Genomic DNA, 16,156 nt, shown 5'->3' on the forward strand with positions numbered 1-16,156 from the left:
GGATTCAACAGCGCAGTAGCGAAGGCCCCGGTCCGATCGGACCGGGGCCTTCGGCTTGCGGCAACCGGTAGTGTGCCCGGACATGGGGAGCAATCCGGGCAAAAACGATTATCTCGACCAAGTGGTGGCGCAGCAGGCGGCGCTGGAAGGTGACCTGCGCAGCCGCAAACCCGCCGCCCTGGGGCCGATGGCGGCCGCGGCGCCGGCGGCACCGGCCGGTCCGGCGCGGCGCGGTGCCATCGCCAAGCGTGCCGAACGGGTCGGACCGACACCGCACGGCAGCGGTCCGGGGCCGGTGGAGGTCCGGGTCACCGGGTTCTGGCGCTGGCAAACGGTTTTGGTACCGCCCAATGCCTTTGTCGTGCACACCCGGCGTGGTCGCGGCGAACCATTGCATATCGGGCTCGGGGTGTCGTTCCGCTTCAATCCCGCGACGGATTCGTATCTCGTTGTGCCGGGGGCGATGCAGACGATTCTCATCAACGCCTACTGCATCTGCGGTGAACTGCAGGGCGTGCTGGTGCAGGGCTATGTGCAGTGGATCATCGAGGACTTCGCCACCGCCTACCGCAAGTTGGACTTCTCCGATGCCGAAGATCCCATGCGGCTGGTCAATATTCAGCTGCGTGAGCAGGCCGAGGCGGCCATCAAGGACAAGGTCTCCACGATGGGCGTGCGCGATGTGCTCAGCGATAAGCAGCCGATCATCGAGGAATTGACCGCGCGGCTGCGGGCGGTCGCCGAGGGCAGCACCGATCGAAATACCAAGGCGGACATCGATCGTGGGCTCGGTCTGCGCATTGTCACGGTGCAGATCAAGGAGGCGGTGGTCAGTTCCGCGACGCTGTGGGAGAACCTGCAGAAGCCCTATCGCAGCGAACAGAACCAGATCGCTCGCCTCGCCGAAATCGCTGCGCAGGAAGTACTTTCGGCGCGTGAGACCGAGGCGAGTCGGGTCGCCGAGGAACGCAGGCTCGAGAACGAGCGGGAATTGGCCGAACTGCGGGCGCGCAACGAGGCCGCGCGCTTCGACCGTGAGACGGCCGAACAGCTGCGGCGCACGACCCGTGAGCACGACGATCAGCGCGCGGTGGCCGATTTGGCCAAGGAGACCGCACTGCATGCGCTGCGGTTGGAGCGCGAGCAGCACGCCGAACGGGCCGAAAACCTGCGCAGGAAGCTGGAATTGCGGGAGCTCGAGCTCGACGGTGAGATCGCGGTCGCGGCCCGGCGCGCGCGGGCGGCGCATGATGACGCGCTGCTCGATCTGGAACGAGATCGGATTCGGATCGACAATACGAATCACCGTTCGGCCGCGGCCACGCAGGCGCAACTGGTCGATTCGCTGCCGCAGATCGTCGCGCAATTGCCCACGCCCGGTGAGTTGACGACGTACCAACTTGGTGGGGATCTGTCCGGGCTGTCCGCGCTCATCGGGCAGCTGACGCGGGTGCTCGAAGTATGGTCCGCGGCACGGCCGGTGAGCGAGAGCCGAGCCGGGTTCGACGAGTAGGTCCGCGCTGGACTCAGTGAACCGCCGATAGCGATGAGTCGGACAATTGACCAATTTCACCGGAACGCCTGCACCACTTACCGATAGGGTGCAGGCGAGTCGGTAGCGCGCTGGCAAGATCGAGCCCGACGAATCAGCTTGGATGAGAGGGAACACCACGCATGTGCGCAGCGAGTCCGTTCAGCGGTCTCAACCGTAGGCAGTTCCTGGCGAAGGCCGCCGCGGCCGGAGCGGTGGGCGCGCTGGCGTCCTGGGCCGATCCGATCATCGAACGCGCCTACGCAGCCGATCCGGCCGGGACCGGAGGCCTCGGCGATATCGAGCATTTCGTGCTGCTCATGCAGGAAAACCGTTCCTTCGATCATTATTTCGGCACCATGTCCGGCGTGCGCGGCTTCGGTGAGGCGTCGAAGGCATGGCAGCAGTACGGCTGGACACCCGGTATCGGTCCGACCCCGGACGGCTTCGTGAACCCGTTCCGTCTCGATACCACCCGTGGCGCGACCCTCGACGGTGAATGCATCAACGATCCGGATCACAGCTGGGGCGGTATGCATCGAGCCTGGAACGGCGGCGCCAACGATCAGTGGATGCCGATGTCCATAGCCAGTGTCGGCCCGGCCAATGCGCCAGCGGCCATGGGTTACTACCTGCGCGAGGACATTCCGATCCACCACGAACTCGCCGATGCGTTCACCATCTGCGACAACTACCACTGTTCGGTCCTCGGCCCGACGGATCCGAACCGGCTGTACTGGATCAGTGCCACCATCGACCCGGACGGTGTGGCGGGTGGTCCGCTGCTGGAGACACCCACACTGATACCTCAGCACGTCTACAGTTGGCGCACCTACCCGGAGAATCTCTCCGAGGCTGGCGTCAGCTGGAAGATCTACAACAACCGTGATGTGGGCCCGCTGTCCTCGGTGATCCTGGACGGCATGCTCGGCTGTTTCACCCAATCCGCGGATCCGAATTCCGAATTGGCCCGACGTGGTCTTGCGCCGGTGTACCCCAATGACTTTCAAGCCGATGTCGCCAACGACACGTTGCCCGCGGTGTCCTGGGTGATCCCGTCGTTGATCAACTGCGAACATCCCGCGCTGCCCGCGGCCTTCGGCGCGTACGGCATCGTGCAACTGCTCGATATCCTCACCTCCAATCCGAAGGTGTGGGAGAAGACCGCGCTGATCATCAGCTATGACGAGAACGGCGGCTTCTTCGACCACGTCACCCCGCCGACCGCGCCAGCGGGCACACCGGGTGAATTCGTCACAGTGCCGTTGGATGGGGTGAAGGCGTCGAAAGGTATCGCGGGTCCGATCGGTTTGGGATATCGCGTCCCCGGCCTGGTGATTTCGCCGTACAGCCGCGGCGGGCTGGTCGCCTCGGAGACCTTCGATCACACCTCCCAGCTGCGGCTGCTGGAGACCCGCTTCGGTGTCGAGGTGCCGAATCTGACTCGGTGGCGACGCAGCGTCACCGGCGATATGACCTCGGCCTTCGATTTCGGCTCGACCCCAGATGCGGCCAAGCCGGTGCTGAGCGATCCGAAGCCGAAGATGGATGCCGCGATCGCCCAATGCGGCCCGAATATCGCACTGGGCACCGAGGTCTCGGGTTTTCCGTATCCGGTGCCGCCGAACCAGATGCCGACCCAGCAACCTGGTTCGCGACGCCGTCCGAGTGGCGTCGTGCGGGGCTAGGCCGCGTAACCCGGAGCGGCAGCACGAAGTGACCCAGCCCTGATAGGGCTGGGTCACCGGAGGTTTATGACCAAATGGGCGGCAGAGTCAGCTGGCGGTCGCAGGTACCCAGTACGCGGTCGCGGCGGCGGAGCGTTTTCGCATGGCCGCGAAGCTGTGCCGAGCGGGGCTGATCAAAGCGGTGAACCACGAGCGGCGGTGCTCGGCGAGCGCTGCCGCGACGGCGGGGTGCTTGATGCAGTGCATGCTCCCCGCCTTACCCAGGCGGTGGCGACCCACCTGGTTGATTTTGGTGCCCAATGATGTTCCTTTGCTTGCTGGTATTGGCCTGGATCGCCACGGCGAAGATTAGTCGAACGAAAGTGTTCGGCACAGTATTTTGCACGAGTAATTGCCTCGGCGTGTCGGAAAGTGTGGTTCGGGGTCGGGAATCGACCGGAAATGTTGCGAGATGGTCTCGGCCTAGTCACGGATCGGGCAAATGGCGTTTCAGATGGTGGAATGCGCGGCGTGAGTGGGTATTCCGGCCGATTGGGTGGATTGCGCACGCAGGGGGTTGCGTTCGACGCGACATCGCGGATGCGAGACTGGTCGAATGTTACGGATCGGCCTCACCGGAGGCATGGGAGCGGGCAAGTCGACGGTGGCGCGGATTCTCGCCGATCTCGGCGCGGTGATCGTCGATTCCGATGTGGTCGCCAGGGAGGTCGTCGAACCGGGCACCGAGGGCCTCGCGGCGTTGGTGGCGGCCTTCGGCCCCGACATACTCGCCGCCGACCGCAGCCTCGATCGGCCGGCGCTGGCGGCCAAGGCATTCGGATCCGACGAAGCGCGTGCCACGTTGAATTCGATTGTCCATCCATTGGTCGGTAAACGAACGACCGAATTGATTTCCGCCGCGCCGTCGGACGCGATTCTCGTTCAAGATATTCCACTTCTGGTGGAAAACGGTCTGGCGCCGTTGATGAATCTTGTATTGATCGTCGATGTGCCCGCGGAAACTCGGATACGGCGACTGGTGGAATTCCGGGGTGTTTCCGAATCGGATGCCCGGGCGCGTATTTCGGCGCAGGCCACCGATGAACAGCGCCACGCCGTCGCGGATGTGCTGTTGGACAATAGCGGTGAGCCGGGGGCCATTGATCCGGTTGTTCGGCAGTTGTGGGCGCAACGGCTGGTGCCGTTCGAGCAGAACCTGCGCACGGCGACACCGGCACGGCGCAGGGAGTTGCGCCTTGTTCCGGCGAATCCGGAGTGGGCGACGCAGGCGCAGCGGCTGATCGCCCGACTGTGGGTGGCGTGCGGGGCAGCGGCCTCGCGGATCGACCACATCGGCTCCACCGCGGTGCCGGGACTAGCCGCAAAGGATGTAATCGATCTGCAGATCACCGTGGCGGATCTGGCGGCCGCCGATGGGTTGCGAGATGCGTTGGGGGCAGCCGGTTTTCCGGTGCGGCCCGATATCACCGCCGACAATCCGAAGCCGACGGCCGCGGATTCGACTGGTAGCGATAGGGCATTGTGGGCCAAGCGGTTTCACCAGAGTGCCGATCCGGGGCGGTTGGCGAATGTGCATATCCGGGTTGCGGGTTCCCCGGGGCAGGAATTCGCGTTGCTGTTCCGGGACTGGCTGATCGCCGACGCAGCGGTGCGTACGGAGTATTCGGAGGTAAAGCGCGAGGGCGAGGCCAAGGCTGCCGGGCTGACCGGCGAGGCGGCGACGCTGGCATATCTGGATGTGAAGGAACCGTGGTTCGACGCTGCCTACGCGCGGGCGGCGGCCTGGCGCGACAGCGTCGAACGCTGAGCTACAGCCAGGTCAGCGTGATGTCGAGGGTGTCGAGCCAGCGGTCGAGAGAGTAGCCGTTGGCGGCGATGCCGTCGATCGCGATGGACGCGTGTTCGATGGCGGCCTGGGCTTCGGGCAGGGTGATGAAACCCGCGGTGTGTGCGGCGAGTAACTCGTCCACGTCGAGCAGTTCGATCTCACGTCCCGAGCGCACCACGAGATCGAGGTAGTGGTCCACCGACTTCCACTTCTTGGGGGCGACCTGGATGTATTGGCCCAGATCGAGGTAGTAGTCCTGATCGCGTTGATGCGCGGGGTGATAGTGGAAGATCGTCACCCGAATGGCGAGCGTTGGCAGCAGCCACGACTCGATGTAGTGGAACTGCGGGTGATCCGAGGTGCGCGCCATGTACAGGCCCCACGGCTCGGTCCGGTAGCGCTCGACCGGCCGGACGAAGCCCTTCGGGTCCGTGTTCGTCAGGTCCGCGACATTGAAGTATTCGACCTTGGGCCTGTGCACGTCCACTGATGGTGCCTGTGTCATGCAAATAGAATCTACCGCCGTTACCGCGCCGTCGAGTGATACGTCAGCGGTTGGGCAGACTCCGCGTGGCTCGCGCTACATCCAGGTCAGGGTGATCTCCTTGGTGGCAAGCCAGGGCTCGACCTCGTGACCGTGCGCCGCCAGGCCCTCCATGGCCTTGGTCGCCCGGTCCAGCGCGTGATGCGCATGCGTCGTATCGATCAGACCGGCCGAATGGGCGGCCAGCAGATCGTCCACGCCGCGCAGTTCGGCCGCGCGGGAGTGGCGCACCGCGATCTCGAGGTACTGGTCCATGGACTTCCAGCGTTTGGGCTCGATGCGCGTGTACTCGCCGATATGCAGGCAATAGTCCAGGTCGCGGTGATGTCCGGGCTGGTAGTGCACGATTGTCACGCGCAACCAGAGTTCGGGCAGCAGCCAAGTCTCCATGTATTGGATCCGTTGACCGCCGACGGTGCGTGCCACGTACAGGCCCCACGGCTCGATGTGCACGCGATCGATCGGGCGCACGAAACCCTTGGGGTCGGTCATGGTCAGCTCGGCGATATTGAAATGTTCAATCTTCGGTCTTAGCTGAGTGGTGGTCATCGGCGATCCCGGTGCGGCGTCGGTAGTGGTTGGCTGGGTCAGGGGCGCGAGCCCCCGGAAGTCACGCGCAACGTAACCGGCGATACCGGTCACAGCGGGCGCGGCGGCAAGCAATGGAATCAGAGCGCTCATGCCTGCACCTCGCTGACGCTCGGCTCCGACATGACCGCTCTCGCGGCTGTGTTTATTGACCGCTCGCTTCGCTCGCTCATGGCCTCATCCTCATGTCCGACAACCAACCCAGGCTACACCTGCATGGGTCGGTTCGCCGATGTAGAGAAATTGCCGAATCTTGTTGTGGCACAGACATTAACGTCTGTTTACCTGTCCTATAGGACAGCTAACAGATTGCGCATCGGCCGGGGTGCCCGGTGGTGCGCCAGATCGCGAAAGGGTACGCCGATCATAATCCGGCGACGAGCCGGGCGGCGGCGGATCAGGCGGACCACAGAATCTGTCGGTGCCTGCGCCTAGGCTGGTGACCATGGCATTCGCAACCGAAATCCCGGCGGAAGGCTACGAGGACCGGGGCACCCCGCTGGCACATTCGGAGTTCCGGCCGGTCGGGGACATCGAGCGGGCCGATGGGCAGTTCCAGGTCGTCAGCGAACATCGGCCGGCCGGCGATCAGCCCGCCGCCATCGCCGAACTGGAGCGCCGCATCAAGGCGGGTGAGCGTGATGTGGTGCTGCTCGGCGCGACCGGCACCGGTAAATCAGCCACCACCGCATGGCTGATCGAGCGGCTGCAGCGGCCCACGCTGGTGATGGCGCCGAACAAGACTCTCGCCGCGCAGCTGGCCAATGAGCTGCGAGAGATGTTGCCCAACAATGCCGTCGAGTACTTCGTCTCGTACTACGACTACTACCAACCCGAGGCTTATATCGCGCAGACCGATACCTATATCGAGAAGGACAGCTCGATCAACGACGATGTCGAGCGGCTGCGGCATTCGGCAACTTCGAGTCTGCTCTCACGGCGTGATGTCGTGGTGGTCGCGTCGGTGTCGTGCATCTACGGTCTCGGTACGCCGCAGTCGTACCTGGATCGGTCGGTGCAGCTGGATGTCGGCACCGAAATCGATCGCGACGCATTCCTGCGGCTGCTGGTCGACGTGCAGTACACCCGCAACGACATGTCCTTCACCCGCGGTTCGTTCCGGGTGCGCGGTGACACCGTCGAGATCATCCCGTCCTACGAGGAACTCGCGGTGCGCATCGAATTCTTCGGCGACGAGATCGAGGCGCTGTACTACCTGCATCCGCTCACCGGCGATGTGGTGCGGCAGGTCGATACTGTCCGGATCTTCCCGGCCACGCACTATGTCGCCGGGCCGGAGCGGATGGAGCGCGCGGTCGGCGATATCGAAGCCGAACTAGAACAGCGGCTGGCCGAGTTCGACCGCCAGGGCAAACTGCTGGAGGCGCAGCGGCTGCGCATGCGAACCCAGTACGACCTGGAGATGATCCGTCAGGTCGGATTCTGCTCGGGCATCGAGAACTACTCGCGCCATATCGACGGGCGTCCGGCGGGGTCGGCACCCGCGACGCTGCTGGACTATTTCCCGGACGACTTCCTGCTCGTCATCGACGAGTCGCATGTCACCGTTCCGCAGATCGGCGGCATGTACGAGGGCGATATGTCGCGTAAGCGCAATCTGGTCGAGTACGGGTTCAGGCTGCCGTCGGCGATCGATAACCGACCGCTCACCTGGGAGGAATTCGCCGAGCGGATCGGACAGGCGGTCTATCTGTCGGCCACCCCGGGTCCGTACGAACTCGGTCAGGCCGGTGGTGAGGTGGTCGAGCAGGTGATCCGGCCGACGGGTCTGGTCGATCCGCAGGTCGTCGTCAAGCCGACCAAGGGGCAGATCGATGACCTGGTGCACGAGATCCGGCTGCGAACCGAGCGCGACGAACGCGTGCTCGTCACCACGCTGACCAAGAAGATGTCCGAAGACCTCACCGACTATCTGCTCGGACTCGGTGTCCGGGTGCGGTATCTGCATTCGGAGATCGACACGTTGCGCCGGGTGGAACTGCTGCGACAGCTGCGCTTGGGCGAGTACGACGTACTGGTCGGCATCAACCTGCTCCGCGAGGGCCTCGACCTGCCCGAGGTGTCGTTGGTGGCGATCCTGGACGCGGATAAGGAGGGCTTCCTGCGCAGCAGCACCAGCCTCATCCAGACCATCGGCCGCGCGGCGCGCAACGTCTCCGGTGAAGTGCACATGTACGCGGACAAGATCACCGACTCCATGCGGCACGCCATCGAGGAGACCGATCGCCGCCGGGCCAAGCAGATCGCTTACAACGAATCGATGGGCATCGACCCGCAGCCGCTGCGCAAGAAGATCGCCGACATCCTGGACCAGGTGTATCAGGAAGCCGACGACAGCGAGGTGGCCGTCGGCGGTTCCGGTCGCAATGCCAGCCGGGGCCGCCGCGCCCAGGGCGAGCCGGGGCGGGCGGTCAGCGCGGGTGTGTACGAGGGCCGCGACGTCAAGTCCATGCCGCGGGCCGAATTGGCCGATCTGGTCAAGGAACTGACCGCGCAGATGATGAACGCGGCCCGCGAGTTGCAATTCGAATTGGCGGGCCGGCTGCGGGACGAAATCGCGGATCTGAAGAAGGAACTGCGCGGGATGGATGCCGCGGGGTTGAGTTGAGCGGCGACGTCTTTCGACGCCGCCGGACTCGGCATGGCTCAGCTCTGGGTGGCCAGCCATTCGTTGACGCGGCGCTCGGCCTCTTCGCGCGAAACGTCCTCGACCTTGGTCAGCACCGCCCAGCGGTGGCCGAAGGGGTCGAGGACAACACCGAAACGGTCACCGGTGACAAAGGTCTGCGGCTCCTCGGCACTGCGGGCGCCGTGCTCGATGGCCCGCTTGATGACAGCATCGACATCGGGGCAGTAATGCACGATCGAGGTGTGCACCCATTCGCCATTGGGAGCCAAGACGTTGTTGTCCGGAATGGGCATACCCAGTTGCAGGGTCGAGTCGCCGATCTGGAGTTCGGCGTGCGCGGGCTGCCCGTCGGGCAGATCGTTGCGGCTGATCACCTTCGCCTCGAAGACGTTGGTGTAGAACTCGATTGCCTTATTGCCGTCAGGGACAGCAAGGAAGCAGGTGATGGAGTGGTAGCCCTCGGCGATGGGGTTCACGGTGTTCGTTGTTTCGCTCATGCCGATAAGCCTCGTCGAGCGCGTCGAAGTGGTCTTGTAAGAAAGCGACAGCCGTGACCGTCGCATCCGACGGGCCGGTTCCGGTGCCCGCGCCCGACAACATGAAGGGCATTCTGCATCCTGGCGAGCAGGCCAGACATCGCTCGCTGGCGCGGTTGTCGGCCGGACCGGAAGTCGGGCGGTTCGTCGAGTGGTATTGGTCGGTGCGCTGGGACCTGACCGGTCGGCCGCCGTACTGCGCCGAGGTGCTGCCGTTCCCGTGCGTGAACGTCACCTTCGAACGCAGCGAAACCCGCACCGGCGGTTTCGTCAATGGCGTCTGTACGACCAAGTTCGTCCGGGAGCTCAGCGGTGCGGGCGAAACCTTCGGCGTGCGCTTTCGTGCCGGCGGATTCGGCGCGTTCACCGGATTGGATGTCGGTGCGTTCCGGGACACCGCTGTGCCGCTGACGGACGTGCTGCCCGAAGCCGCCGGTCTGGCCGAGCGGGTATTGGCCGAATCCTCGGATATCAAGCGCCGCAGCATAATCGAGGATTTCCTGATAGGCCGAAAGGCGGCGGCTGATCCCAACTATCGATTGGTCCTGCGCATCGTCGCCGCCATGGAACACGACTTGGAGCTGACCCGGGTCGATCAGGTCACCGATCGGTTCGATATCCCGATCCGCACATTGCAGCGGATGTTCCGGCGCTATGTCGGTGCCGGACCGAAATGGGTGCTGCGCCGATACCGGCTCCAGGACGGCGCCGATCTACTCGCGCGTGGCCGCATCGAAGATCTGGCCGCGCTGGCCACCGAGTTGGGTTATTTCGATCAAGCGCATTTCTCGCGGGAGTTCACCGCGGAAGTCGGAATGGCTCCACTGGAGTACGCCAAGAATTCGCTACGCTCCCGGAACGAAGTGACTTCGAAGGTCGTTCCGACGAGAATGTAGTTCGCAGGACCGTTCGCGTTCGTCCCATTCGAGCGCGAATCGGAATCGGCCCTTCACATCGGCGAGTGAGGAGTGGCGATGGATGTCTTGGTCTTGATAGGGCGTGTACTTTTCGTGGTGCTGTTCTTGAGTTCCGCATTCGGGCATTTCACGCAGACCGACGCGATGACCGAATATGCGCTGAGTCGCGGCTTGCCGCAGGCCAGGGTCGCGGTGCTGGCCGGTGGTGTCGTACTCGCGGTCGGCGGCCTCAGCGTATTGCTCGGCGTATGGGCCGACCTCGGGGCGCTGTTGCTGGTGATCATGCTGGTGCCGACGGCATTGCTGATGCACCAGTTCTGGAGGGAGACCGATCCACAGGCCAAACAGGGCGAGATGATCCATTTCAACAAGGATCTCGCGCTCGCTGGCGCGTCGCTGATGTTGTTCGCGTTCTTCGCGCATGTCGACGAACTCGGATTGACCATCACCGGACCGCTTTTCACCGGTCTGTAGAGCGACCGGAATTGTGCCGCACTCGTCGATATTGTGAGCCGTATAGTCACGATCGATGTTTTGGCGTCAACGGAGCTCCGCCACGGTAACTGCGGAGCCGGGTGTATGGCGTCGGCCCGGCTGGGTGCGTTCTTACCGGTCGCGGTCGGGCCGACGTTGCCGTCATATAGCGGCTGCCGTCGGGTAAATGTGATGAATATCCCAGGGGCGCAAGAACGTTCGGGCGGTTGTGATCGATCACAAGTTACGCACCTGGAAATTAGATCCGCCCAGGTCGCAAAGGCCCTGTGGCATTCGTCGGATGAACCCGAGTCGGTAAAGCCGGAACTCCCGCAGTGTGATGTGTTGCGATTTCTGCTATTTTCGGCCGATTTGCCGCTATGGTCGACCCCAGTCGCCGCGCGGGTGCCACGACTTCACGTGGTATCGGCGCAGGCACCTGACACCATATAAGTTGGAGGAGAAAGCCGTGAGGGAGCGAAGCGAGCGAACCATGGGCGCAGCGCCACAGGCGGTCATGCCGGAGCCGAGCGCTAGCGAGGTGGAGGCATGACCGCCTACCGGACCATTGTCGTCGGTACCGATGGCTCGGACTCGTCGTACGTCGCCGTCGACAAGGCCGCTTCGCTGGCCGCAGCCGCGGGTGCGACCTTGGTCGTGGCCTGCGCGTACTACCCGACCGACGATCGCGATGTGGCCGCCGCCGCCGACGTGCTCAAGGACGAGGCCTACCAGGTGCGCGGCTCCGCGCCGACCAACGAGATCCTGCGCACCGCCCGCGACCGCGCGACCGCGGAGGGCGCTAAGGACATCGTCGAGCGTGGGATCGTGGGTGAGCCCGTCGAATCGCTGCTCGCGCTCGTCAAGGAGGTCGAGGCCGATCTGCTGGTCGTCGGTAACCGTGGCCTGAACACCCTGGCCGGCCGGTTGCTCGGTTCCGTGCCCTCGGATGTGGCGCGCAAGTCCCGCTCCGATGTGTTGATCGTGCACACGGTCAGGTAAGCGACAAAGCCGAAACGACAGCCGCGCATTCCATCGAATGTGCGGCTGTCGTCGTTCTCGTCAATCCAGTGTGCTGAGCACTGATGGCAGGTCACCGGTGTGCACGACTCCGAGTCGCTGGGTCGCCCGGGTCAGCGCCACGTACAGATCGTTCATCCCACGCGGTGATTCGTCGAGAATGCCCTGTGGTTCCACCAGGTAGACCGCGTCGAATTCCAGGCCCTTGACCTCGTGCACAGTGAGCACCCGGACCGATTCGCCCGCCAAGTCGGCGAAGTCCGCGACCATCTCATGCGGCGTGATGACGGCCGTGGTACCCGGGCCGGTCTCCGCGGCTACCAATTGTGTTACCGCCTTGCGTAATTCGCTCGCATCGACGGCGAGTGCGCGCGGTCGCACACCCGTCTCCCGCACCGAACGCGGCACCGCCGCATCCGGATCGATCTCGGCGAGCACATCGGCCGCGACCGCCATGATCTCCGCCGGGGTGCGGTAGTTCACGGTCAACTCGGTCAGCTTCCACCGTTGTGCCACATAGGGCTCCAGCATCCGCTGCCAGGATGAAGCGCCCGCCGGATCGCCGGTCTGCGCGACATCGCCGACCACCGTGACCCACCGGTTCGGTATGCGGCGCATCACCATTCGCCAGGCCATCTCCGAAAGCTCTTGCGCCTCATCGACAATCACATGGCCATAGGCCCAATTGCGGTCGCCCGCCGCGCGTTCCGCGGTGGTTTGCCGGTTGCGCACATCCTGGCGTTCGGCCAGCTGGCTGGCGTCGATCAGGTCGTAGGCCATCAGGATCTCCGGATCGAGATCGTCCTCCAGATCCTGTGGCGCCGAACCGGTCAGGATGTCGAGTGCGTCCTGCGCCTCGGCCAACTGCGCCCGCCAGCGGCGGCGGGCGCGTTCGCGTTCCTCGGTGTCGTCGATGCCGAGTAGTTCGGCGAGTTCATCGAGCAGCGGTGCGTCCGCCGCACTGAATTCGCCGTTGTCCGAGCGCGCCAGCTCGGCCCGGTCGGCCGGATCCAATCTGCTCGCGGCACGGTCGAGCCGCTTCGGATCGGCCAGCAGATCCGCGAGCACCTCCTGCGGTGACAGGATCGGCCAGAGCTTGCCGATGGCCGCCTGGATCGCCGGATCGGCGCGCATTTCGTCCCGGATCTCGGCAAGATCAGTTCGACTGAGCAGACTTTCCTTACCCGCCCCGTCGGCTGCGCCTCCTGCCATCCCCCGGTGGCCGCCGGACAGATCCGCGCCCATGGTCTGGGCAAGCTGCTCGGTGAGTGCATCGATGACCGAGGACGCGAAGATCGGCCGGGCCAGATTGTGCGGGCGCCGCGAAGAGCGGGCCCGGCCGCGCGCCTTGGTGGCGACCTTGCGATCGAGCGTGACCGGGTAGCCGTCGAAGGTCAGGCGGATCGGCTCGGCGGGCACCTCTTGACGGTCGCGCACCGCCTGCTTGAGCACCTCCAACATGGCCAGTGACCCCTTGACCGCACCGGCCCGCAGCGAATCCTCGCGGGTCGCCTTCACTCCCGGATACAGATCGCCGATGGTGGACAGCAGCACGCCGGTCTCACCGAGTGATGGCAGCACTTGGCCGATGTAATCGAGGAAGGTGGCGTTCGGGCCGATGATCAGCACACCGCTCTTGGCCAACTGCTGACGGTAGGTGTAGAGCAGGTAGGCCGCACGGTGCAGTGCGACGGCGGTCTTGCCGGTGCCCGGACCGCCCTGGACCACCAGCACGCTCTTGTGCTCGGAGCGAATGATCGCGTCCTGCTCGCTCTGGATGGTCTCGACGATGTCGTTCATATGGCCGGTGCGCGCGGCATTGAGCGCCGAGAGCAATGCGCTTTCGCTGCCGACTCCGCCCTCGCCATCGGTGACGCCCGCGGTCCGGGCGGCGTCTAGATCGAGGTATTCGTCATTGATGGCCGTGACCCGCCGATTGCGGGACCGGATATGTCGACGCCGGATCACCCCGTCCGGTGCGGCGGTCGTCGCGAGATAGAACGGACGGGCCAGCGGCGCGCGCCAATCCAGCAGCAGCGTCTCGTAGTCGTCCTTCTCGTCGAGGATGCCGAGCCTGCCGATATAGCGGTATTCGCCTTCCTGGCCGCTGGCGACTGCTTGCGGGTCGCTCGAAACTCCACTGCCGTCGAGGTCGATGCGGCCGAAACACAGGCCGTGTTCGGCGGCGTCGTATTTGGCCAGGTCCTCGGAGTAGAGCTGGCTGAAGGATTCGCGTTCGCTGCGGGCCTGCGGGGTGCCGCCGGTTTCCAGCAGGACGGTGCGCAGCCGTTTCTTGGCGTATTCGCGCATATCGTCGAGTCGTTCATAGAGCACGGACAGGTAGGCCTGCTCCTGGTCGATCTCGCGGTTCCGCTCGGGGGCGCCGTCGTGTGCGGCACGATCCTGAGTGAGGCGGTCGGGCAAACTGAACTCCTTGTCACCGCGATGAGCCGGTGCACACGCAGGTCACGGTGCACGCGAACGCCATTGAAAACAGAGTTTTCGAGTCTACTGCTGGTTCGGCGGGTTCGCTGTAACCGCAGGTAGCGGGCCCGTGGCCGGGACCGGCGTGAAGTGTTGGACGAGGGGGAACGGTTCGTAGAAGTGGTGCAGTAGTTGCTTCCAGCGCTGATATCCGGCGGACCCGCGGAAGCCATCGACATGGTCGCTCAACTGTTCCCATCCGACCAGCAGCAAATATGTGCCGGGCGTCTCGACACATCGGGACAGCGATAGCGACAGGAAGCCCGGCATACTCTCGATAATCGGCCTGGCCTCGGCGAATGCCGCCTCGAATGCCGCCGATTCGGCGGGGCGGACGGGCAACAGCGCGTGTTCGATGATCATCGCCGAAACCTCAGGAAGCGTGCGTGTTTGTCGGTCTGCGGCCCAGGCTGGTGCCTTCCCGGCGGCCGGTCGGTTTGGCGCGATACATCGCCAGATCGGCGTCGTGCAGCACGGACTCGGGCGTGCGGTTATCGCCCGTTTCCAGTTCGGTCACGCCGATCGAGGCGTTCACCTCGATCCGGTGCCCCCGCGCGATGATCGGCTCGGCCATGGTCGAGCGCAATCGCGGTACCAGGGAATCCAGATCCACGCGCGATGTCCGACCGGACAGCAGTACCAGGAATTCGTCGCCGCCGAGCCGACCGACCAGGTCGGTGCCGCGCAGTGCGCGCTGCAAGCGCTGGGCCACGATCTGCAGCACGGTATCGCCGATCGCGTGGCCGAGGGTGTCGTTGATCGCCTTGAAGCCGTCCAGGTCGATGAACAGCACTGTGGAGACCGGCAGATCTTCGCTGGCGGCCAGCGCATTGGCGAGCTGGGACAGGATCAGTGAGCGATTGGCCAGCCCGGTCAGTGCGTCGTGCGTGGCCTGAAACTCCAATTGGCTTCGACTGGCCCGGAATTCGGTGATATCGGCGAAGGAGGACACCGCGGGTGAATCCGAATCGCCCGGATTGAGCAACCGCGAACTGCCGGAGAGCCAGCGGCGCTGGCCGTCGTGACGGTCGACGCCGAAGACGTATCCGGTGATCGTCTCGCCGGTCGCCAGGGTCCGCGCGACGGGATGGCGGCTCGCCGGTAGCGGCTGGGCATTGGCGTCGAGCAGGATCAGTGGCAGTTCGTCGATGGTGGCGCCGATGAGTTCGCCGGTGCGTTCATCGGTGCCGAAGATTCGCACGGCCGCGGGATTGGCCGATTCGATGCGGCCGTTCCGATCGATCACCACCACGCCCTCCTCCAACTGCGAGACCACCGTGGTGAAGTGCTGTTCGGCCCGGCGCTGCGCGGCCTCGGCGGCGCGCTGGGCGGTGAGATCGTGGATGACCACCTGATAGGCGAGATGGTCGTGCCATGCGGTGAGCACCGAAACAGTCTCGACCGGCACGATCTCACCGTCGATGCGGATCAGCTCCATTTCGGTGGGCTCGGAGGCCGCGCCCGCGGTGGTCAGCCGGCTGATGCGGTCCACCATGCTCGGCACCGAGCCAGGATGGACGAATCGGGTCAGTGGTCGGCCGATCACCTGATCGGCGCTGTCGGCGGCCAGCATGCGCGCGGTGGCTGGATTGGCGTAGACGACGATGCCGCGCTCGTGCACGACGATCCCGTCCGGGGTGTGCTCGACCAGGGACCGGTAGCGCTGAGCCAGCTGCTCGGTGTCGACCTCGGCGTCGACTGCCTTGTCCTGATCCACTCGAACCCCCGATCGTCGACCCAATCATGGCCATTGGAACATGGGATTATTCTGGTCTCGACGTGTACAAGATCACATCGTCGACGCTATTGCTTCGCTCACAATCCGGGCATTCCAGTGGCCGCTATCTGATGATCTCTACAGACCCCGGATCTGTGAACATTTCCCGAGCCGAACCT

The 16,156-nt window shown here is 64.5% G+C and carries 14 protein-coding genes; 7 read left to right on the top strand and 7 right to left on the bottom strand.

Annotated elements, in window-relative coordinates; all coding sequences use genetic code 11:
- Window positions 1-82 precede the first annotated feature (82 nt).
- Both ACQP2U_RS12765 and ACQP2U_RS12770 read left to right on the top strand, forming a co-directional pair.
- Window positions 83-1,513, top strand: a complete 1,431-nt coding sequence (locus ACQP2U_RS12765) for an SPFH domain-containing protein (protein WP_433714842.1) — start codon at window positions 83-85, stop codon at window positions 1,511-1,513.
- Window positions 1,514-1,674: 161 nt separating this feature from the next.
- Window positions 1,675-3,219 carry a phospholipase C gene (locus tag ACQP2U_RS12770; RefSeq protein WP_433714843.1) on the top strand — a complete coding sequence of 515 codons (1,545 nt, stop codon included), beginning with the start codon at window positions 1,675-1,677 and terminating at the stop codon, window positions 3,217-3,219.
- An 87-nt stretch (window positions 3,220-3,306) separates the two neighbouring features.
- On the opposite strand, the gene ACQP2U_RS12775 is transcribed toward ACQP2U_RS12770, so the two are convergent.
- Window positions 3,307-3,519, bottom strand: a complete 213-nt coding sequence (locus ACQP2U_RS12775) for a hypothetical protein (RefSeq protein WP_397036961.1) — start codon at window positions 3,517-3,519, stop codon at window positions 3,307-3,309.
- Window positions 3,520-3,814: 295 nt separating this feature from the next.
- Here ACQP2U_RS12775 and coaE point away from each other — a divergent pair, with 295 nt between their 5' ends.
- Window positions 3,815-5,026 (top strand): dephospho-CoA kinase, encoded by a 1,212-nt coding sequence (gene coaE / locus ACQP2U_RS12780; RefSeq protein ID WP_433714844.1) that lies wholly within the window; start codon window positions 3,815-3,817, stop codon window positions 5,024-5,026.
- 1 nt (window position 5,027) lies between these two features.
- On the opposite strand, the gene ACQP2U_RS12785 is transcribed toward coaE, so the two are convergent.
- On the bottom strand, window positions 5,028-5,552 hold the full coding sequence (locus ACQP2U_RS12785) for a DUF402 domain-containing protein (protein ID WP_433714845.1): 525 nt from the start codon (window positions 5,550-5,552) through the stop codon (window positions 5,028-5,030).
- A gap of 75 nt (window positions 5,553-5,627) precedes the next feature.
- Window positions 5,628-6,272, bottom strand: a complete 645-nt coding sequence (locus ACQP2U_RS12790) for a DUF402 domain-containing protein (protein ID WP_433714846.1) — start codon at window positions 6,270-6,272, stop codon at window positions 5,628-5,630.
- Window positions 6,273-6,624: 352 nt separating this feature from the next.
- On the opposite strand from ACQP2U_RS12790, the gene uvrB reads away from it, so the two are divergent.
- Complete coding sequence (gene uvrB, locus ACQP2U_RS12795; protein ID WP_433714847.1) at window positions 6,625-8,808, top strand: excinuclease ABC subunit UvrB; 2,184 nt, start codon at window positions 6,625-6,627, stop codon at window positions 8,806-8,808.
- A 38-nt stretch (window positions 8,809-8,846) separates the two neighbouring features.
- On the opposite strand, the gene ACQP2U_RS12800 is transcribed toward uvrB, so the two are convergent.
- Window positions 8,847-9,326 carry a VOC family protein gene (locus tag ACQP2U_RS12800; RefSeq protein WP_397036731.1) on the bottom strand — a complete coding sequence of 160 codons (480 nt, stop codon included), beginning with the start codon at window positions 9,324-9,326 and terminating at the stop codon, window positions 8,847-8,849.
- A 53-nt stretch (window positions 9,327-9,379) separates the two neighbouring features.
- Here ACQP2U_RS12800 and ACQP2U_RS12805 point away from each other — a divergent pair, with 53 nt between their 5' ends.
- The 3 genes from ACQP2U_RS12805 to ACQP2U_RS12815 all read left to right on the top strand — a co-directional run bounded on the left by ACQP2U_RS12805 (window position 9,380) and on the right by ACQP2U_RS12815 (window position 11,758).
- A complete protein-coding gene (locus tag ACQP2U_RS12805; protein ID WP_433714848.1) occupies window positions 9,380-10,261 on the top strand; it encodes an AraC family transcriptional regulator in 882 nt (293 codons plus the stop codon).
- Window positions 10,262-10,339: 78 nt separating this feature from the next.
- Window positions 10,340-10,756, top strand: coding sequence for a DoxX family protein (locus tag ACQP2U_RS12810; protein WP_433714849.1), 417 nt, complete (start codon window positions 10,340-10,342; stop codon window positions 10,754-10,756).
- 549 nt (window positions 10,757-11,305) lie between these two features.
- Window positions 11,306-11,758, top strand: coding sequence for a universal stress protein (locus ACQP2U_RS12815; protein WP_397036737.1), 453 nt, complete (start codon window positions 11,306-11,308; stop codon window positions 11,756-11,758).
- A 60-nt stretch (window positions 11,759-11,818) separates the two neighbouring features.
- Here the strand turns inward: ACQP2U_RS12815 and ACQP2U_RS12820 are convergent, their stop codons facing one another.
- The 3 genes from ACQP2U_RS12820 to ACQP2U_RS12830 form a co-directional block, all read right to left on the bottom strand.
- On the bottom strand, window positions 11,819-14,200 hold the full coding sequence (locus tag ACQP2U_RS12820; protein ID WP_433714850.1) for a HelD family protein: 2,382 nt from the start codon (window positions 14,198-14,200) through the stop codon (window positions 11,819-11,821).
- 84 nt (window positions 14,201-14,284) lie between these two features.
- On the bottom strand, window positions 14,285-14,623 hold the full coding sequence (locus ACQP2U_RS12825) for an antibiotic biosynthesis monooxygenase family protein (RefSeq protein WP_433714851.1): 339 nt from the start codon (window positions 14,621-14,623) through the stop codon (window positions 14,285-14,287).
- A 10-nt stretch (window positions 14,624-14,633) separates the two neighbouring features.
- Window positions 14,634-15,977: a diguanylate cyclase domain-containing protein gene (locus ACQP2U_RS12830; protein ID WP_433714852.1), complete on the bottom strand. Its 1,344-nt coding sequence runs from the start codon at window positions 15,975-15,977 to the stop codon at window positions 14,634-14,636.
- Window positions 15,978-16,156 lie beyond the last annotated feature (179 nt).

The organism is Nocardia sp. CA-084685, assembly GCF_050955785.1.
GTDB lineage: Bacteria > Actinomycetota > Actinomycetes > Mycobacteriales > Mycobacteriaceae > Nocardia.

Coding starts and splice junctions, on each gene's coding strand:
- ACQP2U_RS12770 (WP_433714843.1), top strand. CDS start 1,675: ATGTGCGCAGCGAGTCCGTTCAGCGGTCTCAACCGTAGGCAGTTCCTG.
- ACQP2U_RS12785 (WP_433714845.1), bottom strand. CDS start 5,552: ATGACACAGGCACCATCAGTGGACGTGCACAGGCCCAAGGTCGAATAC.
- ACQP2U_RS12815 (WP_397036737.1), top strand. CDS start 11,306: ATGACCGCCTACCGGACCATTGTCGTCGGTACCGATGGCTCGGACTCG.
- ACQP2U_RS12765 (WP_433714842.1), top strand. CDS start 83: ATGGGGAGCAATCCGGGCAAAAACGATTATCTCGACCAAGTGGTGGCG.
- ACQP2U_RS12800 (WP_397036731.1), bottom strand. CDS start 9,326: ATGAGCGAAACAACGAACACCGTGAACCCCATCGCCGAGGGCTACCAC.
- ACQP2U_RS12825 (WP_433714851.1), bottom strand. CDS start 14,623: ATGATCATCGAACACGCGCTGTTGCCCGTCCGCCCCGCCGAATCGGCG.
- uvrB (WP_433714847.1), top strand. CDS start 6,625: ATGGCATTCGCAACCGAAATCCCGGCGGAAGGCTACGAGGACCGGGGC.
- ACQP2U_RS12810 (WP_433714849.1), top strand. CDS start 10,340: ATGGATGTCTTGGTCTTGATAGGGCGTGTACTTTTCGTGGTGCTGTTC.
- coaE (WP_433714844.1), top strand. CDS start 3,815: ATGTTACGGATCGGCCTCACCGGAGGCATGGGAGCGGGCAAGTCGACG.
- ACQP2U_RS12790 (WP_433714846.1), bottom strand. CDS start 6,272: ATGAGCGCTCTGATTCCATTGCTTGCCGCCGCGCCCGCTGTGACCGGT.